Origin of the sequence: Arenibacter antarcticus (assembly GCF_041320605.1) — a bacterium.
Lineage (GTDB): Bacteria > Bacteroidota > Bacteroidia > Flavobacteriales > Flavobacteriaceae > Arenibacter > Arenibacter antarcticus.
The window spans coordinates 229,638-249,152 of sequence record NZ_CP166679.1 but is presented as its reverse complement, the minus strand read 5'-3'; the positions used below and the strand labels follow the sequence as shown (position 1 = coordinate 249,152).

21 protein-coding genes are annotated in these 19,515 nt (G+C 39.0%); all 21 read right to left on the bottom strand.

From position 1 onward, the window contains the following. Positions 1-51: 51 nt before the first annotated feature. Positions 52-3,744 carry a 1-acyl-sn-glycerol-3-phosphate acyltransferase gene (locus KCTC52924_RS01050; RefSeq protein ID WP_251808612.1) on the bottom strand — a complete coding sequence of 1,231 codons (3,693 nt, stop codon included), beginning with the start codon at positions 3,742-3,744 and terminating at the stop codon, positions 52-54. Further along, entirely contained in the window at positions 3,737-4,906 is a 1,170-nt protein-coding gene (locus tag KCTC52924_RS01045; RefSeq protein WP_251808792.1) for a DUF2062 domain-containing protein, read from the bottom strand. Before KCTC52924_RS01045 ends, KCTC52924_RS01050 begins: the two co-directional genes overlap by 8 nt. A gap of 117 nt (positions 4,907-5,023) precedes the next feature. Next, a complete protein-coding gene (locus KCTC52924_RS01040; protein WP_251808613.1) occupies positions 5,024-5,512 on the bottom strand; it encodes a hypothetical protein in 489 nt (162 codons plus the stop codon). Next, on the bottom strand, positions 5,513-5,881 hold the full coding sequence (locus KCTC52924_RS01035) for a 3-hydroxyacyl-ACP dehydratase (protein WP_251808614.1): 369 nt from the start codon (positions 5,879-5,881) through the stop codon (positions 5,513-5,515). A gap of 264 nt (positions 5,882-6,145) precedes the next feature. After that, on the bottom strand, positions 6,146-6,754 hold the full coding sequence (locus KCTC52924_RS01030) for a hypothetical protein (RefSeq protein WP_251808615.1): 609 nt from the start codon (positions 6,752-6,754) through the stop codon (positions 6,146-6,148). Continuing rightward, on the bottom strand, positions 6,735-7,364 hold the full coding sequence (locus KCTC52924_RS01025) for an outer membrane lipoprotein carrier protein LolA (RefSeq protein ID WP_370671496.1): 630 nt from the start codon (positions 7,362-7,364) through the stop codon (positions 6,735-6,737). The genes KCTC52924_RS01030 and KCTC52924_RS01025 overlap by 20 nt, the downstream gene beginning before the upstream one ends. Next, a complete protein-coding gene (locus KCTC52924_RS01020; RefSeq protein ID WP_251808617.1) occupies positions 7,357-8,133 on the bottom strand; it encodes a polysaccharide deacetylase family protein in 777 nt (258 codons plus the stop codon). Before KCTC52924_RS01020 ends, KCTC52924_RS01025 begins: the two co-directional genes overlap by 8 nt. Beyond that, on the bottom strand, positions 8,127-9,191 hold the full coding sequence (locus KCTC52924_RS01015) for a beta-ketoacyl synthase N-terminal-like domain-containing protein (RefSeq protein WP_251808618.1): 1,065 nt from the start codon (positions 9,189-9,191) through the stop codon (positions 8,127-8,129). The genes KCTC52924_RS01020 and KCTC52924_RS01015 overlap by 7 nt, the downstream gene beginning before the upstream one ends. 80 nt (positions 9,192-9,271) lie before the next feature. Then, positions 9,272-10,474 carry a beta-ketoacyl synthase gene (locus KCTC52924_RS01010; RefSeq protein WP_251808619.1) on the bottom strand — a complete coding sequence of 401 codons (1,203 nt, stop codon included), beginning with the start codon at positions 10,472-10,474 and terminating at the stop codon, positions 9,272-9,274. Positions 10,475-10,556: 82 nt separating this feature from the next. Beyond that, positions 10,557-10,814: a phosphopantetheine-binding protein gene (locus KCTC52924_RS01005; RefSeq protein WP_251808620.1), complete on the bottom strand. Its 258-nt coding sequence runs from the start codon at positions 10,812-10,814 to the stop codon at positions 10,557-10,559. Beyond that, on the bottom strand, positions 10,811-11,434 hold the full coding sequence (locus KCTC52924_RS01000; protein ID WP_251808621.1) for a 3-oxoacyl-ACP synthase: 624 nt from the start codon (positions 11,432-11,434) through the stop codon (positions 10,811-10,813). The genes KCTC52924_RS01005 and KCTC52924_RS01000 overlap by 4 nt, the downstream gene beginning before the upstream one ends. Beyond that, complete coding sequence (locus tag KCTC52924_RS00995; RefSeq protein ID WP_251808622.1) at positions 11,431-12,579, bottom strand: beta-ketoacyl synthase; 1,149 nt, start codon at positions 12,577-12,579, stop codon at positions 11,431-11,433. The genes KCTC52924_RS01000 and KCTC52924_RS00995 overlap by 4 nt, the downstream gene beginning before the upstream one ends. Continuing rightward, a complete protein-coding gene (locus tag KCTC52924_RS00990; protein ID WP_251808623.1) occupies positions 12,572-13,009 on the bottom strand; it encodes a thioesterase family protein in 438 nt (145 codons plus the stop codon). The genes KCTC52924_RS00995 and KCTC52924_RS00990 overlap by 8 nt, the downstream gene beginning before the upstream one ends. Beyond that, on the bottom strand, positions 12,999-14,267 hold the full coding sequence (locus tag KCTC52924_RS00985) for an ABC transporter permease (RefSeq protein WP_251808624.1): 1,269 nt from the start codon (positions 14,265-14,267) through the stop codon (positions 12,999-13,001). Before KCTC52924_RS00985 ends, KCTC52924_RS00990 begins: the two co-directional genes overlap by 11 nt. Continuing rightward, positions 14,260-15,003, bottom strand: coding sequence for an ABC transporter ATP-binding protein (locus tag KCTC52924_RS00980; protein WP_251808625.1), 744 nt, complete (start codon positions 15,001-15,003; stop codon positions 14,260-14,262). Before KCTC52924_RS00980 ends, KCTC52924_RS00985 begins: the two co-directional genes overlap by 8 nt. A gap of 7 nt (positions 15,004-15,010) precedes the next feature. Further along, entirely contained in the window at positions 15,011-16,012 is a 1,002-nt protein-coding gene (locus KCTC52924_RS00975; protein WP_251808626.1) for a BtrH N-terminal domain-containing protein, read from the bottom strand. A 3-nt stretch (positions 16,013-16,015) separates the two neighbouring features. Continuing rightward, positions 16,016-16,417, bottom strand: coding sequence for a hypothetical protein (locus KCTC52924_RS00970; protein WP_251808627.1), 402 nt, complete (start codon positions 16,415-16,417; stop codon positions 16,016-16,018). Positions 16,418-16,502: 85 nt separating this feature from the next. Next, a complete protein-coding gene (locus tag KCTC52924_RS00965) occupies positions 16,503-16,895 on the bottom strand; it encodes an ABC transporter permease (RefSeq protein WP_251808628.1) in 393 nt (130 codons plus the stop codon). 68 nt (positions 16,896-16,963) lie between these two features. Further along, on the bottom strand, positions 16,964-17,401 hold the full coding sequence (locus tag KCTC52924_RS00960) for a hypothetical protein (protein ID WP_251808629.1): 438 nt from the start codon (positions 17,399-17,401) through the stop codon (positions 16,964-16,966). Then, positions 17,402-18,532 carry a beta-ketoacyl-ACP synthase III gene (locus KCTC52924_RS00955; protein ID WP_251808630.1) on the bottom strand — a complete coding sequence of 377 codons (1,131 nt, stop codon included), beginning with the start codon at positions 18,530-18,532 and terminating at the stop codon, positions 17,402-17,404. Then, positions 18,532-19,458: a flavodoxin gene (locus KCTC52924_RS00950; protein WP_251808793.1), complete on the bottom strand. Its 927-nt coding sequence runs from the start codon at positions 19,456-19,458 to the stop codon at positions 18,532-18,534. The genes KCTC52924_RS00955 and KCTC52924_RS00950 overlap by 1 nt, the downstream gene beginning before the upstream one ends. Positions 19,459-19,515 lie beyond the last annotated feature (57 nt).

Below are 19,515 nucleotides of genomic sequence, written 5' to 3'. Positions count from 1 at the left end.
ATACATTTTCATCCTAGTTGTGAATATTATTTCATGTGCTATGACCATCCTTTATAAGGGTTTGGATTTTTCTAAAACAATTAGGTCTTCTTGTATCGAAACAGGTATAAATGCGGTGCTTGTTTTTATAAAATCCAGCATTTTTGTCCCCTCTTTTAATAATATGAGGACCTCAATATCCCTATCAAAATTAGAAATCACCTGATCTAAATTCTCCTTTTCCAGATTTATGATCAATACTTTTGCCGGATGTTTCAATGCGACATCAACCGTATTTACCAAGGTTAATTTAGCAATCTGCTGCGCTATAAAACTGTTTTTAATAATAGGTCTAACCGATTCGTCCTCTAGATAGGTAATCATTTTTCGGTCTACGGCATTTAAAGATAACAGAAAATCCACTTGCCCATAATCTTTTGAAAGATGAATTATAGAATCTGAAACTCCAATTAGAGTACAAAGTTGCGCATAAATTCCCGAATTTGCCTTCAGATCCCTTTTAACACTCTTAAATATAGCGTCTCCTTTATATCTATAATCTTCCAGAATGGTCCTAAAAAAATATGTATTCCCTTCAGTTTCCTCTCTAAGGAGTTGAAACTGCTTCCTAAAATGGGCTGCGATGGTTTTGGACCGTTCCCGATAGGTATCTCCATAATAGGGGTTGTTGCACCTAATCCTTTCCAATATTTTTATGGTGATACTTCCATTTTTGATCACAAAACTGCCTTTGGGAAGTACTTCAGAATTACCATGGATAAGTACGGCTACAATATCCAAATCAAATTGTTCTGCTAAATAAAAGGCACCTTTATGAAATCGTCTTATTTTATTAGTTTTAGACCTGGTGCCTTCCGGGAATGCCATTAAGGAGTAGCCTTGATCCACTTTATTCCTTAAATGTTCCAAGCCATTTTCTATTCCTGCCGAAACAGGGTAGAATCCTGCTAATTGTACCGCTTTGCCAAAAATTGGGGATTGATAAACCCAGTCGTTTACCAAGAAAATAATTTTTGGATGTAACATTCCCACCGCCAAAATGTCTAGAAAAGACGTGTGATTGGCAATAATAATTGCTGGTTTGCTAAAATTTTCCCCGGTAGGGTTAATTATTTTTTTCGTAACGAAGGGATTGGTGTACAATACCGATTTCATAAATTTTGATATCGTTTTGTGAAACCATTTCATTTTCACTTTCTTCTTGAAAGGGAGTATTTTCATGAAGGTAATACTGCATATGGACAAGATAAAACCACCACCACCGTAATACCCAAAGGAGAGCACGGAATGGATAAGTAGCCTCATGTTTATTGGCCGTTTTGCATGGCTACCTATAAACAACAGAAATAATAGTGGTTGTATGCTAAAAGCAATAAATACTGCCGAAAGTATCCCGATAAGCGATACCAAACTTATAGAGTAAAGGGCCGGGTGTTTTGCGAAAACAAGTACGCCTATCCCTAAAATTGTAGTAATAACCGAAAGTAGTATAGAGGTGCGATGGGTATGCAATGCTTTCTCTCCGGTTTGGTGTTCCTTTAACAATCCAGTAGTCACAAATATGCTGTAATCGATTCCAAGCCCAAATATAAAAGTGGAAATAATAATATTAAATATATTGAATTCGATATTAAACACCCCCATAATACCGATGGTAAGCCACCAAGTTATAAAAATGGGAATTCCTGTGACCAAGGTCAGGGAAAAGCTTTTAAAGAAAAGGAACAATATTAATAGTACGGCAAAGAGAGAGTATAAAATTAGGGAGTTGAAATCGTTTTTAAGATTACCCAAAAAGGCCTCGTTCATCTCCTGCCTATCAATGACTAGGGTATTGGGGCTATTCTTAAAGATTTCCTTTACTTTAAGACTGTGTTCGTCGTTTAGTTTTACTAGGGACGTTATGGTGGTCAGATCTCCATCGGTGGAAATATAATCGTCCAACGGTAGGGCTCCGGCCTCGTTGTAATCGGTTAGTTTTAACGGTTGAAAATCTTTACTTATCAATGTGTAGAAAGGGTCAAAGGTGCTTGGTTTAAAGCCTAGGCTTCCCCCTGTTGCAATTAGATTTCTTTTTATAGAATTTTTGGTGCTATCGTCCCAAAACCTATTCCATTGTTCAATTTTTTCCTGTTGATTTTTTTGTGGTAGTACAACAGGACCTATTGAGGAATAACTAAGTATTTTTTGCTCTTCTTTTAGTGTTTTTAAAGTGTTGTAGATCCGATCATTGGTTTGTAACACCAATTGGTCCTCGGTTCCGTAAGCTGCCAAATAAATAGATTTAGAGGACATGTCGGTAAGGGCATCTAAATTCTCTCTTGCCTGTACCAAGTTTTTAGGTTCGTAATTAAGCTTACTGATATCCTTATTGAATTCCACTCGGTTAAAAGTAAAGGCACTCATGATCATTAAGCCTATAAGTACCGCTATGCCCCATTTGTTCCTATGAAAGTCATAGGCGGCAATTTTATCCAGAACTGTAGCGCTGCTTTTTAACTTTTCCGTACTCCTGTACACATGAGGAATTAATAACAGTGCAAAAACAGACGCGCCAATGACACTTACGGCGGCAAAAAGGCCCAGGTCCTGTAACGCTTGAGAGTCTAGGAACATTAGGCATATAAAGGCTAGGGCGGTGGTAATACTGCTCATCAGTACCGGTTTGGTCACATCCCTGTACATTATTCTAATGGAAGGATTACTGCGGATCTGGGTAAGTATGTGCAGGGAGTAATCCAAGGTAACCCCTAGAAGTACGGATCCTATCCCTAAGGATATTGCAGATATTTTTCCTCTAGTCCAATAAAGCACGGCAACCGATAGTATGGCGCCGAAAAGGGTGGGTAAAAAAAGGATTATGGGGATGCTTATCTTTTTGTAAAAAAGGATCAATATTCCCATTAAAATGGTCAGCGCAATACTGACGGTCAATTGTATATCCTTTTTTATCTGTTGGGCATTAGCCACGGCAATAAGGGTAGCCCCAAAATATTCACTATTTACCTTCCCTTCGAACATTTTGTCCAAATGCTTTTGCGTTTCCAACAAATCTGCTACGAATATGGCATTTTCAGCGGTCTCACTAGAGGGATAGGTAGGGGATATAAAGAGCAGTATATGCTGTTGGTCCTTGCTTAAAAGAAAGCCATTTTTAAGCTCAAACTGGTCGCCAACCCCCAATTTCCTTAATTGTTTTAGGGCCATAAAAGAGATTCCCAATGGGTCTTTAAGGATCATTTCCTTAGCAACTATCCCCGTGGGGGAAATTAAAGTCCTGTAATTCCGTTCCGTGATTTTAGAAATGCTATCCTTGCTTAGCCTATTGGAAATCTGATCATAATCGGTGTTATCCAAAAATAAAGGGACATTCCCATAAACAAAATTTAAGGTGTTAGAAACATCCTCATCGTTCACCTTACCTTGTATGCTTTTAATAAAGGTGGCGGATTTGTGGGAAATGCTATCCAAGAAGAGGGTTGCATACTGGCTAAGATCGTCCACAGATGCTCCTTGATTTCGCTTAATGTTGACGATAATCTTATCCGAGAAATTCACCGATTTTAAAACTTCCTGTATTTCCTTGGTTTTGCTATTGGTGGGGATCAACTTGGTTATGTCCTCTTCAAACTTAATTTTGGAGGCGAAATAAACAAGCCCAACCAGAAAGAATAGAAGTACTAAAAAGCTAGTAAACTTCCTTATGGCAATAAATTGATAAATCCTGTAGAAAAAACTATCCATTATGGAACTCCATTTTATTCCTGTCAAAAATAGTCAAGAAAAGGTATCCAAAGACTCCCATGATCAGGGCTCCAAAAAACGACAGTGTTAAACTGCCTACAATATAGGGTTGCAAGTGTCTTATAATTTCCAAATTTTCCCCTACTTCTTCAAAGTTGAATTCAAATTCACTCCCCATGATCCAATGTCCTATTTTTAAACTAAAATACAGTACAAAAGGAATGAAGGGGGGTAAACTTACGTTAGAAAATGCGAAGGCAATTGCTTTGTTCAGTTTAAATAATATGGCCAAAAATATAACGATCAACGTATGAAATCCCCATAATGGACATAAGCCGATAAATACCCCTAGCGCTATGGACAGGGCTTTTTTTTCATGGGAATCGTTACTGCCCAAAAGATCTTCTTGGACAAACCGCTTAAAGCCTTTTTTTTTCAATTTTTGGATCAAGTCCCGTGGAAATATATAAAGGATGGTTACCAGTACCAAATAAGTGTTTAATATACTGATCCGCGTAAAATCTGTAAAAGGCCTAAAATGCGAGACCCTTTCAGCGGCGTCATAATGTACCTTTATAGGGACGTTTTTAACCAGTATGCCATTCCATGCGGCCTTTACAATAATTTCAATTTCAAATTCAAATTTATTGGTGTAAAGGCTTAGGCTTTTCAACTCCGTTAAAGGATAAAGTCGATACCCAGATTGGGTGTCCTGTAGTTTATTCCCTGTTTCTACCCAAAACCAAAAATTGGAAAATTTATTGCCGAAACTGCTTTTTTTGGGAACACCTTCCTGCCCCATATTTCTGGCCCCAATAAAAAGAACATTTTTATCTTTTTCCTGGTTTAGGGCATTTATTAAGACCGGTATGTCATCTGGGTAATGCTGTCCGTCAGAGTCTATGGTAATGGCAAAATGATAACCAAGTTCCAAAGCCATCCTAAAACCCTGCTTTAAAGCGAAACCTTTGCCTTTATTGTTGGGGTAGTGTAGTTGCTTTAGTTCAGTAAATTCCATTAAGATCTCTGCAGTATTATCGGTAGAGCCATCGTCTACAATAATAATATCCGTTGTATACTGTAATACCCCCTCTATGATTCTTTTTAGGGTTTTGGGATTGTTATAGGTAGGTATAATTACGCAGCATTTAAGTTGCTGCATAATTGCTGCGGTAGCGATAGTAGGTTTGGTATTTGGTGGCACGGTCTTTTGGGGTTTAAACGTTACACTTTATAGGAAAGTACAAAATTTGAACCGCAAAAATAGGAATTCCAAAAATTATAAGCTCTCTTTTTCCTCTGTATTAAATCCGGCGGACTGCATAATATAGGATTTTACAAAATCCCTGACCGCTTTTGAAGTCGTCTTTTTATAGTTGGTCAGGATAAATAATTTATCCGCTTCCAAGTTAGATTTGTATTTTAAAAATTTAGGAGTGTTTTCCTGTATACTGAGCCTAAGGCATCGTATTTCAATATTGTTCGGTTCTTGAGAAACTGCATACTCTAACAATTCTACACCAGATTTAAACCTGTTTTTTCGCTCTTGGTTATCTTTGGTGTATTTTGCCGTAATCGCCATAACTGTTCCTTTATAGGCAACCAACACCTTTTGGTCCTCTTTGGTGACCGAGGTAAGCTTCTCCAATAAAGTAAAGGCCGACTCCCTTTCTTTGCTAGCCAGTTTAAAATCTTCCCGTACTTGGGCAATATCTAGATACGTAAAACCCGATAGAAGACCTATAAAAAGAATGTAAACTATTTTCATTTATTCCATAATTTTAAAGGTTGCGCTAAGCTTAAGGGCAATAGTATCCCCAAAATGGGTGGTGTTTTTTACTTTAATCAATTGATCGTCTTCATTGACTTCAAGTTCCAAGCGTAGAACGGGGTCCGTTGTTGGATTAATGATCGCCATAAACTTTACATTGGAGGCAATGGATAGGAACAGCTCCTTCTCTAAAGCGCGTTCAGTAAGTTCCTTGATTATTTGAATCATACATACTCCGGGCATCACTGGTTTTCCAGGAAAATGCCCATCAAAAATTGGATGTCTTGGATTAATCTTGATCTGGGCGGTGATTCCCCTTTCGGTTTTATTAAATATTTCGGTGGTGTAAAGTCCTTCGATCAGCATATAACTTACATTTTTAATTTAATGGCGAGCACAATTTGGAGCTCCCTTTTTAACTCATTCTCCACCGTATGGTTTTCATTGGTAACAACATCATTAAAATCGATATCTAAAACTACCCTGCAAACAATGCAAGCATGTTGTCTAGACCCTAATTTAGTACTTAGGAATTATTTAAACCCATTTTATGCCGAAACTGAATTTGTTTTGAGCAAAAATAGGAGTGATAAAACAGGAATACCACGGAAAATAGAATATTCTTCATCCTTAGATAGATTTTAAATGGATATTCAACTTAATCTTTTTATGTGTAATATCAATTTCATTTGCACTATTATCCTCCACTTGAGAAAATATATAGACCGATTTTTCCTTAGCATTTTTTGTACGGATCACCTTGTTTAAGCGGTTGTCATGATATATATAAAAGTAGGTGTTCTTGTTGAATTCAGTTTTCAAAAGGGTAGTGTCCCCAGGTTTTGAGAATTGTTGGAGCATGCGGGGCGTTTCGTGTATTACTACAAAAAAATCTTGTTTTAGGAGGTCCATCACTATCTTCTTATTTATTTCCTCTACAATATAATTTACCTCAACATGATTACCAATAAACGAGAAATCTAATATTTTGTTTCCCATTTCGGTGGTGAAAACAACCCTGTGGTGGTCCTTTTCCAACTTCTTTACTATAAAAATTCCCCCAAAAGATTTTTGGCGAAAATTAATTTTCGCCTTGTAAATATAATCTTTCTCCATATCCGAGAAGTAAGGATTGATTATTTCTACTGCGGGGCGTTCCACCTTTTTGTAATCATTTTTCTTGGGATAGGAGCCGCAGGAAAATAATAGGAAAACAAGGCTAATTACTAAATACCTCATCGGCCAGGGGTTTGTTGATCATACGGTTTTTAAAGACAATTCGGGTAAAGTCATTCGAAGGTTCTACCATCTTTACCTCTTTAACATAGCCTTGATCTTTGTCGAATATCAATATAAAACTGGCAATATATTTTTTTATTTTTTCATCCTTGGGGGTAAAAACAACTTTATTGTAGTCCATATCATGGAAATAGGAAGTCTTAAAATCGGCGTCGTTAAACAAATTGCCCTTTACACTGTTCACAATCAACTGGTTCAGTTTTTTAAATAAGGTGCTGTTTCCAAGGTCAACATTGCTTTTGGTGCCCCCGTCATTGATCAGCAGCTGATCCTCCATAAAAATCACACTGTATTTGAAGGGTTTGGTATACTCCCATTTCACCTTATTAGGGGTCTTGAATGCCATGGAGCCTTCGGTAATGATATCGTTGGTAAGAAAATCCATATGCTTGTATTGTACAAATTCACTTTGGATCGTATTGGTGGCCTCGGAAGTTCTGGTAACCAAGGATTTAAAGCTGTCGATTTCTCCTTGGTTCATAGGTGAGTCCTGCCCGTTTAGGGAATATAAACCAACTAAAAGAAGGGTTGTAAAAAGGATATTACGCATAGGCTTCTAGGTCTAGCAGTTGATTTACCGTAACCGACCGCATATTGTTTTTTTGTAAAAATAGCAATAACTGTTCCAATACTTCTACCGTCTTTTCACTGGTGTCATGTAAAAGGATAATATCGCCCTTATTTAGCTTTCTGGTAATGCGGTGCAGCACTTTTTTTGTAGACAGGTTGGTGGTGTCTAGGGATCTAATGCTCCATCCTATGGTCTGAAGACTTAAATGGTGGACTGCTTTCTTAATATTGGGATTGGTCACTCCAAAAGCGGGCCTATATAAGCGTGTTTCCAAACCGGTCATTGCTTTTATGATTTCCTTAGTCTGTTTAAGTTCTGTAATCACTTTTTCAGTGCCAAAGAATCCGAAGTCATTGGCATGGGAATAGGTGTGGTTCCCAAGGGTATGCCCTTGGGTCACGATTTCTTCTGTTAACTCTCCATTTTGTTCTAGCTGTTTCCCTACGCAGAAAAATGTAGCTTTGGCATCGTGCATTTGTAATAGCTTTAAAATTTTGGGTGTAAATTCTGGATGTGGCCCATCATCAAAAGTGATGGCTACCCAATTGTCTTTAATCCCCTTGTTTTGATGGATTGCTTTCAGATGGTAGTTCCAGCGAATATGGAAAGCGCCTACAGTGGTTAAAGTGATCCATAAAACGCCCATCAGTCCATATATCCAGCTAGACAAATTAAAAAAATAGTCCAACAACACTATTAGGATCAAAACAATCCCAAAAATTAAGTTTATGGTCTTAAATCTTAGCATTTGCATAGCAGGGTAAAACTATGGTTTTCTCCACGGTATTGGTTGTAGAGCAATACCGTTTTAAAGCCGGTGTCTTTAACTCTATTTAAGGTGATTATTTCCGGGATATGTTGGGACTTAATAATTTTGGCCGCCAACCAAAATCCGAATGCCGATGCAGTATTAAACTCCCCGCTGAGATGTTTGTAATATGCCTGTTGGGTATTTTTAAAAGCCGATGAGGTTAATTCCCGGTAATATTGGTCATAGGTAACATCTCCATTATGGCCACAAATAACAATATCTATATCATCTAGTTGCAGTTTGTTATCCAATAGGAATTCCATGAGCTTTTCTACAAGCTGGGATTTTGGTAACGTATTAAAGGTTCGTACATCCAAAACCTGGGCATAGCTATTCCTTTGTTTGCTATTGGACAATGCGAAAAAATTGGCACCTTCCCCAAAAACGGAGCCTTCGGTCTTGGATTCCAACAATTTGGAAAAATCCACTTTTTCCTGTTTTATATGCTTTATCAGGTGGTGGATAGCATTGGTGTGTTTTCCAGATTCGTCCACCCCTCCAATCAAAATAGTTTCAGCTTCTTGGGCCTGTAGCTGCATTAAGGCATCTAACAAGGCTGATTCAAAAGAAATGCTGCTATGCACATAGGTGAAATTGTAGCCCTTGCAGTTGATGCCCAAAGCAATTTGTCCGGCTACCGTATTGTGGGTAGATTGTATAAAGGAGGTAGGGGTAAGGAACTGTTCTTTATTGTCTAAAATTGCGGATACAAATTTCTCTGAATCCCGTACGCACCCCATTCCTGTCCCGGTAATAATAGCATCTACCTTATCTAGACCTGCCTCGTCCATAGCTATTTGTGCAGCCACAACACCCATTTTTATTCCCTTGGCCATTCTTCTTGCGGCTGCAGGTGGAATATAATCCTTGTAATTGGGCTCTACAGCAGCAATAACATGGTCATGATAGGGGGTAATTTCCTCCAAGAACTCCTTATTGTCGAATGTTTTTTGGGCAGATATGGACCCGATACCGTTAATATAGACTTTTTGCATGCTGTGTTAAAATACCGATTTTAGGTGTGAAATCTGATAAAATCCTGAAAGTATATACTTGTAAATATAATACTATCCAATTAAGGCCGATTTGAAAATATTATGGTGGAGCAATTCCCACCAAATCCTAATGAATTGGAAAGAACTGTATTAAGATCCTTTTCTTTTAAGGTTGTTTCCGGGATCAGCGTAAACTCTTTCATGGGAGTTTTAAAATTTAAATTGGGGTAAATTACGTTATTCTGTAAAGCAAGAATGGAAAAAACGGCTTCAATAGCACCAGCTGCCGCCAAGGTATGGCCCGTATAGGCTTTTGTGGAACTAAATTCGGGCACCTTGTCGCCAAAGACCCTTATAATGGCCCTTCCTTCTGATAGGTCGTTATTGCCGGTGGCAGTGCCATGAGCATTAATATAATCTATATCCTTGGGGTCTAAACCGGCTACCTCAAGTGCCTTTTGCATGGAAAGAGTTGCACCATCGCCATTTTCCGAGGAGGCCGTTTGGTGGAAGGCATCATTTGCGTTGCCATATCCCAAGACATAACCCAATACTTTTTTGTTTTCCTTTTTTACCACCTCTTCCGATTCCAACACTAAAAAAGCCGCTGCCTCCCCTAAATTTAGTCCTTTTCTATCTTCATCAAAAGGAGTGCTATAAGTGTCCGACAAAATCATCAGGGTATTAAAACCGTTAATGGTGAATTTGGATAAACAATCGGTTCCACCAACTATAACTCGGTCTAACTTTCCCGTTTTTATCAATCGGGCACCAAACATTATTGCATTGGCGGCCGAGGAGCAGGCGGTACTTATTGTAGTGACCAAACTTTGATCGATACCCAATAGTGAGGCGATTTTTTGTGTGGAATCCCCAGCGTGATGACCCTCTATGTATTTTCTGTGCTCGTCGCTTTCCAGATAATCGTAATAATATTTTTCGGTCATATCCATCCCACCAACACTGGTAGCGGAAACCAATCCAGTTTTATAGGTGTCATCATCGGAAATGTTGGCATCTTGGAAAGCCTCCCTAGCCGCAACAGCACCCAAAAGAGCAGTCCTGGAATAGTTGTTACTTGGATCTAATCCCAAAAGTTGCTCCAACTCCTGGTTAGTGTAATCTATTTCACCCACCATAATACTATCCTGGAGAATCGTTTCTATTTTGGAAACCCTCGAAATTCCTTTTCTCCCCTCAATTAGCGAATTGTAATTCTCCACAACATTGTTCCCAATGGCGGAAATGATACCCATTCCCGTAATGGCTACTCCTTTTGACATATGAGTTTTGTTAGGTTACCTTTCCCTATTCCTGTTGATTTTATGGATTGGGCATGGTAAGGTTCATTCTAATGGGGTAGGTTTATTTGCTACGATGTTCAGAAATATAGGCAGCCATTATCTCAATGGATTCGAATATCTTTTTACCTTCCTTAGGATCGGTCAATTTAATGCCGTAATCTTTGTCCAGCATCACGATAAGTTCTAAAGCATCTATGGAATCCAATCCTAGGCCATCACCAAAAAGTGGGTCGTTATCCGCTATTTCCTCAATTGCAATGTCTTCTAAGTTCAATTGCGTTATAATCTTTTCCTTCAGTTCTTGTTTTAATTCGCTCATTTGATGTTGTAGAGTTTTAAAATTTCTTCCTTAGTATGTGGTATAGTGCCTTCAGTGGAAACTAGGTATACAAATGCCTCGTAATCTTCCCCATCGCAGTTTACCCAACCGCAAAGCACTTCATCTGCTTTGTTGGATAGTATTAAATTATTTGCATAGTCAAATAAATACCCAGTATTAATGTGGTTAAAGATAAAAAAACTATTTTCAGAATACAGTTTATGTTTAATACTTATCTCCCCCAGACATATATTGGGCAGGGTGTAGACAAAAACGGCTGGACTGGGAAAATAATTATCCTTGTCCTGTATTGATTTTTGATGTTTCCTATCCGTATCAAGACTGGAGGCGCTATTAGAGAAAACTAAAGCGGTATTACGTTCCAAATCTGGTTCTTTCTGGGTGCTTTTTAGGATAATATCAGCTGCTAGAAACCCTAACTTACTCAATGCGTCCATTTTAAAAAACTTAGAATAATTGGTATCCAAGCTTTTGTAGGCCTGTTTTAAAAAAGCGGATAAGTCATTTTTTTCCTCACTGAATACTATTCCATCGTTAAGAGACACCCTATTATTGGCTATGCTGGCATAGGCCTTTATTTTTAGTAGTTGTCGCTTCATGGTGTTACTTTTTTAAATACCGCAGCGGTATTACATCCTCCAAAACCCGAGGCTGTCTTTAAAAAGATGGCCAATTTCTTAGGGGTCGATTTTGTAATTACATTGATTGGTTGAGATACTCCTAATTCGCTGAATCCCAGGGTAGAGTATAGCGTGTTGTTGTAAAGGGAATGCATCCCTACTATGGTCTCCAAGAGGCCCGAAGCACCCAAAGTGTGTCCAAAATATCCTTTGAGGCTATTTAATGGGGTTTTTTCCAATTGAAGCCTGTTTAGGGTAATGGCCTCCATCTCATCGTTAAAAATAGTAGCCGTTCCATGAGCGGAGATATAATCGATATCGACTGCGGATACCCCTGCTTCCTTAAATGCGGAACCAATACTTCGGTATAGTCCTTCCCCCGTTCTGGACGGACCAGAAATATGATTGGCATCGTTGCAGGTACCTTCTCCTAAAATTGCAACGGCCTCGGGAGCTAAATTTTCTTTTTCTTTTGTTACCAGTACACTAGCCGCCACTTCCCCAATATTGATTCCCGATCGCTGTTTGCAATAGGGTTTGCAAGGCTGTGGGCTCAATGCCTGAAACGAGTTAAATCCCGAAAGAATAAATGGAGTCACTACATCGCCTCCAACAATAAAAACGTGATCAAAAGTGCCTTGGGCAATAAATCGCTTGGCCACAGATATGGCTAATAAGCCAGATACACAAGCATTGGATAGGACAATGGGTTCCGTTTTAAATCCAAAATAACTTTTTACAATATGTCCCAAGGTCCCTAAATAGGCCCGCTCTTCGGGCATAGGGTGGGAGGGATCAAGGGTATCTATATTTCCTTTGGTGGTAGATATGATTAAACCGACCCTATCGGTTAATTTTATCTTGGAAGCTTTTAGGGTAGCCTCCAAAGAAATAATCAACATTTGTTCCAATCGGGTGTACTCCTCTATATTTCCCAAATTGGCAAATTTATTCTCCAAACGCTCGGTATTGATTAAGGAAGAACAGAAAGGAGTTGGAAAAATGGAGGTATCCGCTACTAGTTTTAATCCGGATTCGCCATTCCGAATCTTTTCTATAACCGTAGGGCTATCAAAACCAAGGGAAGAAACAATATTGTTATATGAGAGGTAGGTATTATTCATGCAGCAATCCAACTTTTCGTTTCCAATCCAAAAAAAACTCGGGCATGGTCAACGATAGGGAACCCTGATCTTCTACAAAGACCTGAATGGTTTCACCTGTACAGACCAATTTATTTTTTGGATTATAAATTTCGTATTTAAAGATCATCTTTGCTGCAGGAGAATCAATAAAAATAGTCTTAATAGTGGCGATGTCCCCATAGCTTAAGGGGAGTTTGTGCTCACATACGGATTTTACGATAGGGGTGGTGTACCCATTGGCCTTATGGTCCAGATAGGAAATACCATGATGGCGCCCAAAGGCTTCTCTGCCATCCTCAAAATATTGGATGTAATTTCCGTGCCATACTATTCCCAAAGGATCTGTTTCCGCAAAGCGGACCCGGATTTCACTGGTAAAACTGATTTCCATTTTTATTTCAGACGACATTTTTTCGCTCATTATATAGAATAGAAATTGTAGTGGTGGTGATAAAAAATATAAATAACAACAATATTTCTGGCAATACTCCTACCAAACCCACATTTCTTAAAAATACATCATAGAATGCATTTAAGCCCCAATTCATGGGAGATAAATTAGAGAGTAGCTGCATAAAGCTCGGCATAATAAACACGGGTACCCAAACTCCGCCCATGGCAGCCAAGATAACCACAAAAGTGGCGCCAAAGGGAGCCGATTGTTCTTGGGTCTTAGCTATGGTTCCCAACAGAAGACCAAGCCCAATTGCGGCCAGACCAGCAAAAATAGCTACTAAGAATAAAAGTGGGAGTTTACCGCTAACCTCTAGGCTAGGAAGTCCGATTGATGGGAAAAAATACACCCCAATACAGAGCATAAGTGCAAATTGAATTAAACATACCGTTAGGTAGACCAAGGTTTTTCCACCCAATACGGTAAGATAAGAAACCGGATTGGTCCTAAGTCGTACAAAAGTGCCTTGGGTTTTTTCCTTTACCATATTAATGGACAAGGGAACAATGATAAAGAAAATAGCGAAAAGGGTCCATGCCGGAACGTTGTGCTGAACCGAGTTGGGTTTAATTTCCTTCTCTCCAATATTGGGCATCACCTCCTTAAATGTGATAAAACTTTCGGTATCAAAGATCCCTTCTGAAGGATCGTCAGATACTTGACTCTGGAAAGCTTTGTAAATGGTCTGTGTCTCTATTTTAAAGATCATCTTATCGATCCCATTTTTAATACTATTTTTAAAGGCCATTTGTGTAGCTGGGTCAAAGTAGAGAATAACCTCCTTTTTTTCTACGCCCTCCTTCAATGCTTTTGGAGTTTCCCCTTCCAGACCAAACTTAGAGAGCATGCCCACTACATTATTGTTCACCTTGTTTTCCAGTTCCACAGTAAGTTGTGGTGGAATTATTATCGCTAATTGATATTTTCCTAAAAACACCAGTTCCTTGGCCTCTAATTCCGATGTTTTCTTAATTATGGTAAATGAATTGGACTGGTCTAGGCCTTGGTAGATATTTTTGGATACCTCAGCTTGGTCATGATCTACCCAAAGTATTGGAATCTTGGTGTCGTTGATTGATCTGAAGGTACTGTCCTGTATCAAGGTTATTGTCACCACTAAGATTAACGGCATAATAAATAGGATGGCCAAGCCACCTATATCCCTAGACAACAACAATGCTTCCTTATATGTTGAGGCCCAGAGTTTATGCATGATCTCTAAGTTTTTTCCCCGTTAACGTCAAAAAAACATCTTCCAGATTATGTGCGTCCCTATAGTGCATAACAAGCTCTTTTGGCGTTCCCTTTACCACAATTTCGCCCTTATCGATAATGGCTACTTTTGTACAGAAGGTTTCTGCTTCATTTAGATGATGGGAAGTGTATACAATAGTAGTTCCTTGTTCGTTCAATTGTTTTAAATATTGGATAATTACGTTTTTCGATTGCACGTCTACTCCAACAGTAGGTTCGTCCAAGAACAATACTTTGGGTTCGTGTAAAATGCTAGCCATAAGATTAACCCTCCTTTTCATTCCTCCCGAAAAGGTCTCCACCCGTTTATGGGCAAATTTCTCCAATCCTAAGGTCTGTAATTGTAACTCTATTTTTTCCTTTAGTATTTTGCCGTGTAGTCCATACATGCTCCCCAAATAATGTAAATTTTCATAGGCGGTTAGGGTAGGGTAGAGGGCGTATTCTTGGGGGACGATTCCAATAAGTTGCTTTAACTTCTTTTGATTTTTTTGATAGGTTAGTCCATTTATGGTAAAGCTTCCGGAGCTGGGTTTTATCAGGGAGCTCAACATGGATATCAAGGTTGTTTTTCCAGCTCCATTGGGTCCCAAGAGTCCAAATATTTCCCCGTCCCCAATATTGAGATCCAGTTGGTATACCGAATAATTATCGGCATTTTTATATTTTTTGGAAAGTTGGGAGATCTTGATCATCTGTGTGTTAGATCGATTTTTTAAGTTGTTTGAAAAAGACTTCTTCTCTGTTGGCTAAGGCTTCCAATTGGGAGGCTACCTCATGGTATTGCTCGCTGGGGTTGGTATTGCTCCTGTTCTTATAGATACGGGATGCCTCCACCGCAAAATCCCTCCATTGGTCTCCAATAAGTGTCATTTCCTTGGAGCGTTCCAACAATTTATCATTTCCCAATAGTTTGCCCGACTCTTGCAGGAAGGCGGCATAAATATATCTAAAGCCACCTCCACCAGTCCCGATCTCTTCTTGCATACGGACAATCTGTCCCAAATAATGGTTGGCAGTTTTTGTTCCTTTAGATTTTGGCCACTTGCGAATGAGCTTGGCAATAGTCCTCATTCCTTTAACGCCAACTATAGGGACAGGAGCCAGCATATCCCTACAGGTATGTTTTATCCCTTTTAAGATTGCGTTCTCCAAATCTAATTTTTTCGGAAAATCTATCGGGTAATAAATATGTCCTTTAGGGGCAAAGGCCCCCTTTGCGAAGCGGACTTTCTCCAGTTCCTTTTCAGAAAGGGAGGTAGTCGTTTCCATAACCGGGTCACTTATTAAGTACCTGCCATCCTTTTTACCATAAACGACTAGGTTATGGCCATTGAAATGAAACCGGTATTCATCTGGAAAATAGGGCAGGTTAAAAACCCCTACTTGGAGTCCAACGGGATTGTTCCTTTCCAGATTTTCATCCAACCTGGCCTTGGCAGTCTGGGCAGATCTAAATTTTTCTTTTTTTATCTTGATACCTACTCGCTTGGCAAACCTTTTAAAGATTATTCCTGGCAAAGCCCTATAGGAAACAACGGGGGCGTAGTTAACTTTTAAAAAAGGGATATAACTGAACAAGAGACCAGATCCTATTCCAAAGACCATGGGCTCACTAATGTTAAATCCGTTGTAGTTCATTAGGTTGGCCACCACCCCATTTTCACAGTGTGCAGCTTGTTGGTGTTTAAAATCTATTTCCATGTATCAGAGGTCGATGCGTTTGAGTTCTTCGATGGAAATATCGAATACATCCGCATATTTTTGTAAGATTTTGGTATTTAATTTTTTAAAAACCTTGGGTTTAAAATGTCTTTTTACTCGCCATTGCCATAGGCCTACATAGCTCGATAGTATGGGAAGGTCCATTTTATAGAGTTCCATATAATATTCCAACGGACTTGTTTCTTGGTCCAAAACACGTTGTTTGGCTAAAGCAATTCGCTCGTTAAGAACATCTATGGCATTGTCCAAGGCGATGGTTTTTGGGTTCCATCCGGTACTGAGTTCTGTAGTATATTCGCCATTTTCATCAACAGCATAACACAATTCCCTGAAATTTGCAGACTCCAAATTGCTTTTGTCTTGTGGTACCTCATTTTTCTTCATCCCCTAGGTGTTTATAATTTTGGGTCCCTTGCAAATGGGCAAACTTTGTGTGCATTATTAATGTGTTTCCTTTTTGTTATTGCAGCTATACCTCCTGAATAAGGAAATTTATAGTAGCGTCTACTATTATGTCCTCATCTATATAGGTTTTGCAAGCGATGGTGCACAGACTAAAACTATCCGAATCGAAACGCGATATTAATTGCGCTTTGGTGATCAGGGTGTCGTTTACCGATGGCAATTTATAAATACTGACTTTTTTTATCCCGCTAATAAAACCAATAATTGTGTTGCCTTCCCCTTCCAGGTCGTCTTCTTCAAAAAAGCTCTGCCCTACAATGGAGGAACATGCCTGAGCTGCATTTTCAAGAATTCCAGTTTCGGATAACCGATCGTTATTTACAAAAATACAATCTTTGGTGATCTTAAATTCTGTGGTCACCGTTTCCTTATCTATAGCAATTATTTTTGTGACCATGAGCATGGGGGCTCTATGGGGCAAAAATTTACTGATATCTATATATTTACGGGTCGCCTTCAATTAGTTTAGTTGGCCAATACGGTTTTTAGTTCGCTGGTGGCAATGATTGCACCGTTGCATTCTACCTGTACCTGTACTAGGGTTACCCCTAGGATTTCGTGCAAAATGGTTGCGGTGGTGGTCAGTTCCTGGTCTATTTTTGGCAACTCCAATATGTTGGCCATTTTTATGGCTCCTATATAACCTGTTGGAGCCGCTTCATTTTTTAAGAAAAATTGATATCCGGTGTGCAAAGCAACCGACTGTGCCATATGTTCTATAAGACCGGCAGCCATAAAAGCACCATGTTTTACGAATATATTTGTAGCCAGAACTTTAAGACCTGTAATTACTTGCGTTTCAGAATAATGGTGTAGTTTATCTACCATTATAAAGGGATATTTCTGCGGAATAAGGTTTTCGATCACACTTTTTTCCTGAATTGTTTTGTTCAGTAGATTCATTTAACAGACCGTTAGGTAAGCATAGGCGTAAGAAAATCTTGCGCTCTCGGGGACATGTAATAATATTTTGTCTCCTGTTTGTAATTTCCCCGAAGCTACTAGTTCTTCTAACATTATAAAAATGGAGGCTGCACCAACATTCCCTACTTTACTCAAATTCATAAACCACTTCTCCCAAGGAATTTCTACCCCTTGTTTTTTTAATTCTCCATACAATTGTTCCTTAAAATAATAGGAGGAGATATGTGGGAGGTAATAATCAAAATCTTCGGTGGTGATTTTGTGTTTTTTCATGGCCAATTTAAGGCTATCCACCCCTTTTACGAGAATATTTTCACCCAATAATTTAACGTCCTGTTTCATAGCGAAAAGAGATCGCTTGCCCCATTCCTCAGCGGGATATTCGCTCCATGGTTTTAGATGACCATTTTCCAATTTATCGCCCCCGGCATACATACAGGTCTCCATTTCGTAAGCATAGGAATACCCTTCCATCCACTCTATTTTTAAGGCGGCCCCTTTGGGTTCGCTCTCCAATAGTACGGCAGCTGCCCCATCAGAAAGCATCCAACGTAAAAACTCCTTGTTAAAGGCAAGAATAGGATTGTCTTCCAATTCTTTTAAATGTTCCACTTCATTCTCGAAAATTTCGGATTTCATCCAGGTAGAGGTCCTTTCAGATCCGGTACATACGGCATTGGGCGCTTCTCCCGCTTTAATGGCCATATAACCGTACTTCAAGGCGTTCATTCCCGAACAACAGGCCCCTGAAGGCGAGTTGATTTCCAGATTGCCGTTCTTTAAAAAACCGTGGACCATTGCCGCATGAGAAGGCAATATTTGATCTGGGCTACTAGTACCACAAGATAAGATTGCAATGTCTTTGGTGGTAAAGCTCTCATCGCATAAACGCTCTATGGCCTCCTTGGTCAATTGGGCATTGTTATGGGTAATATTCCCGTCGTCATCTATGGCGTAATACCGAGTCTTTATTTGATTATTGCGCAATACAATACGCCTAGCCTTGGAATTTTTACCATTGATTATTCCGAGTTTTTCTTCCATCTGATCATTATCAATTGGCTTATTTGGTAAGAACGTGGCTATTCTGGTAATGTAAACGTCTTTCATTAATTATTCTTTAAACGAACTGATGAATAATATTCTTTCTCTCTTTTTATGGTCTTATACCTGGGGATATAAGTTATTAAAAATACAATAAAAACTAGTGGAGCTATAGCCCAAATCGCAAATAACAAATAATATTTGAACAATACCAGTAATTTTTTACGTTTTCCATTTTCGGAAGCTCCACTCTTTATAATAAGATTGGCCCATTTAGTGAACAAAATATTTCCTCTCTTATCGGTCTGAATTAGAAGTGGTTTTATATGAACCGCATCCAGTTTTAACAACTCGTTCTGCAAATCTCCGTAGGAGTTAGACAGTAAGGCTTTATTGATGGGAACCCCAAATTTGGCGGAACCTTGGATATCTGCTTCAGATACCCCTGGTTTTGGGAATATCCCCAAGTACTTGGTTTTTTTTCCTCCCATCATCCAATGTACAATGGTAATTACGCTGATGTGATTTATATGTCGGTCTACCAAAGCTATATTTCCTACCAATTTTGCATTACAATCCAACAAAAGACGTTTCATTTTTTCCTGTGCCATTAGCCACATATTACGACAAGCAATAACGGTTACTACGGGAGTATTGTTTAATAATTGCTTGGCGAAACTGGAGGTTAAAAACGAATTTATTGGAATTGAAGGAGTTAAATACCAAACTTGATACCCTAAAATAACGAGGTCGTATTTTTTTTCTAATATTTTTTCTTCCGGCGGATGTAAGGCGCATGACAGTTGTAGGAAGGTCTCTGGAAATGCATCGTAGAAATCTGCCTGTGTCCAAGGGAAATCGAAATCCTTCTCTGGTCTGATACGATAGTAGGTAATGTTCACCTTTTGCTTGTCCAAAGTAGCAACCAGGTTTTGGGCGATGTCCCACAATTGTCCGGATTGGGAATAGTAAATAACAAGAACTTCTTTCATAGGGATATGTTCATTCATGCGTTCTATTGGTATCCCGACTGCCATTTCTTAACGAAA

What these genes read in the sequence shown, in the direction of transcription:
- KCTC52924_RS01005 (WP_251808620.1), bottom strand. Translation starts at nt 10,814, where the DNA reads ATGAGCGAATTAAAACAAGAACTGAAGGAAAAGATTATAACGCAATTG.
- KCTC52924_RS01045 (WP_251808792.1), bottom strand. Translation starts at nt 4,906, where the DNA reads ATGCAGCAACTTAAATGCTGCGTAATTATACCTACCTATAACAATCCC.
- KCTC52924_RS01015 (WP_251808618.1), bottom strand. Translation starts at nt 9,191, where the DNA reads ATGCAAAAAGTCTATATTAACGGTATCGGGTCCATATCTGCCCAAAAA.
- KCTC52924_RS01040 (WP_251808613.1), bottom strand. Translation starts at nt 5,512, where the DNA reads ATGAAAATAGTTTACATTCTTTTTATAGGTCTTCTATCGGGTTTTACG.
- KCTC52924_RS01030 (WP_251808615.1), bottom strand. Translation starts at nt 6,754, where the DNA reads ATGAGGTATTTAGTAATTAGCCTTGTTTTCCTATTATTTTCCTGCGGC.
- KCTC52924_RS01025 (WP_370671496.1), bottom strand. Translation starts at nt 7,364, where the DNA reads ATGCGTAATATCCTTTTTACAACCCTTCTTTTAGTTGGTTTATATTCC.
- KCTC52924_RS00995 (WP_251808622.1), bottom strand. Translation starts at nt 12,579, where the DNA reads ATGAATAATACCTACCTCTCATATAACAATATTGTTTCTTCCCTTGGT.
- KCTC52924_RS00975 (WP_251808626.1), bottom strand. Translation starts at nt 16,012, where the DNA reads ATGGAAATAGATTTTAAACACCAACAAGCTGCACACTGTGAAAATGGG.
- KCTC52924_RS00980 (WP_251808625.1), bottom strand. Translation starts at nt 15,003, where the DNA reads ATGATCAAGATCTCCCAACTTTCCAAAAAATATAAAAATGCCGATAAT.
- KCTC52924_RS00960 (WP_251808629.1), bottom strand. Translation starts at nt 17,401, where the DNA reads ATGAATCTACTGAACAAAACAATTCAGGAAAAAAGTGTGATCGAAAAC.
- KCTC52924_RS00955 (WP_251808630.1), bottom strand. Translation starts at nt 18,532, where the DNA reads ATGAAAGACGTTTACATTACCAGAATAGCCACGTTCTTACCAAATAAG.
- KCTC52924_RS00985 (WP_251808624.1), bottom strand. Translation starts at nt 14,267, where the DNA reads ATGCATAAACTCTGGGCCTCAACATATAAGGAAGCATTGTTGTTGTCT.
- KCTC52924_RS01035 (WP_251808614.1), bottom strand. Translation starts at nt 5,881, where the DNA reads ATGCTGATCGAAGGACTTTACACCACCGAAATATTTAATAAAACCGAA.
- KCTC52924_RS01050 (WP_251808612.1), bottom strand. Translation starts at nt 3,744, where the DNA reads ATGGATAGTTTTTTCTACAGGATTTATCAATTTATTGCCATAAGGAAG.
- KCTC52924_RS00965 (WP_251808628.1), bottom strand. Translation starts at nt 16,895, where the DNA reads ATGGTCACAAAAATAATTGCTATAGATAAGGAAACGGTGACCACAGAA.
- KCTC52924_RS01010 (WP_251808619.1), bottom strand. Translation starts at nt 10,474, where the DNA reads ATGTCAAAAGGAGTAGCCATTACGGGAATGGGTATCATTTCCGCCATT.
- KCTC52924_RS00950 (WP_251808793.1), bottom strand. Translation starts at nt 19,458, where the DNA reads ATGAAAGAAGTTCTTGTTATTTACTATTCCCAATCCGGACAATTGTGG.
- KCTC52924_RS00990 (WP_251808623.1), bottom strand. Translation starts at nt 13,009, where the DNA reads ATGTCGTCTGAAATAAAAATGGAAATCAGTTTTACCAGTGAAATCCGG.
- KCTC52924_RS01000 (WP_251808621.1), bottom strand. Translation starts at nt 11,434, where the DNA reads ATGAAGCGACAACTACTAAAAATAAAGGCCTATGCCAGCATAGCCAAT.
- KCTC52924_RS01020 (WP_251808617.1), bottom strand. Translation starts at nt 8,133, where the DNA reads ATGCTAAGATTTAAGACCATAAACTTAATTTTTGGGATTGTTTTGATC.
- KCTC52924_RS00970 (WP_251808627.1), bottom strand. Translation starts at nt 16,417, where the DNA reads ATGAAGAAAAATGAGGTACCACAAGACAAAAGCAATTTGGAGTCTGCA.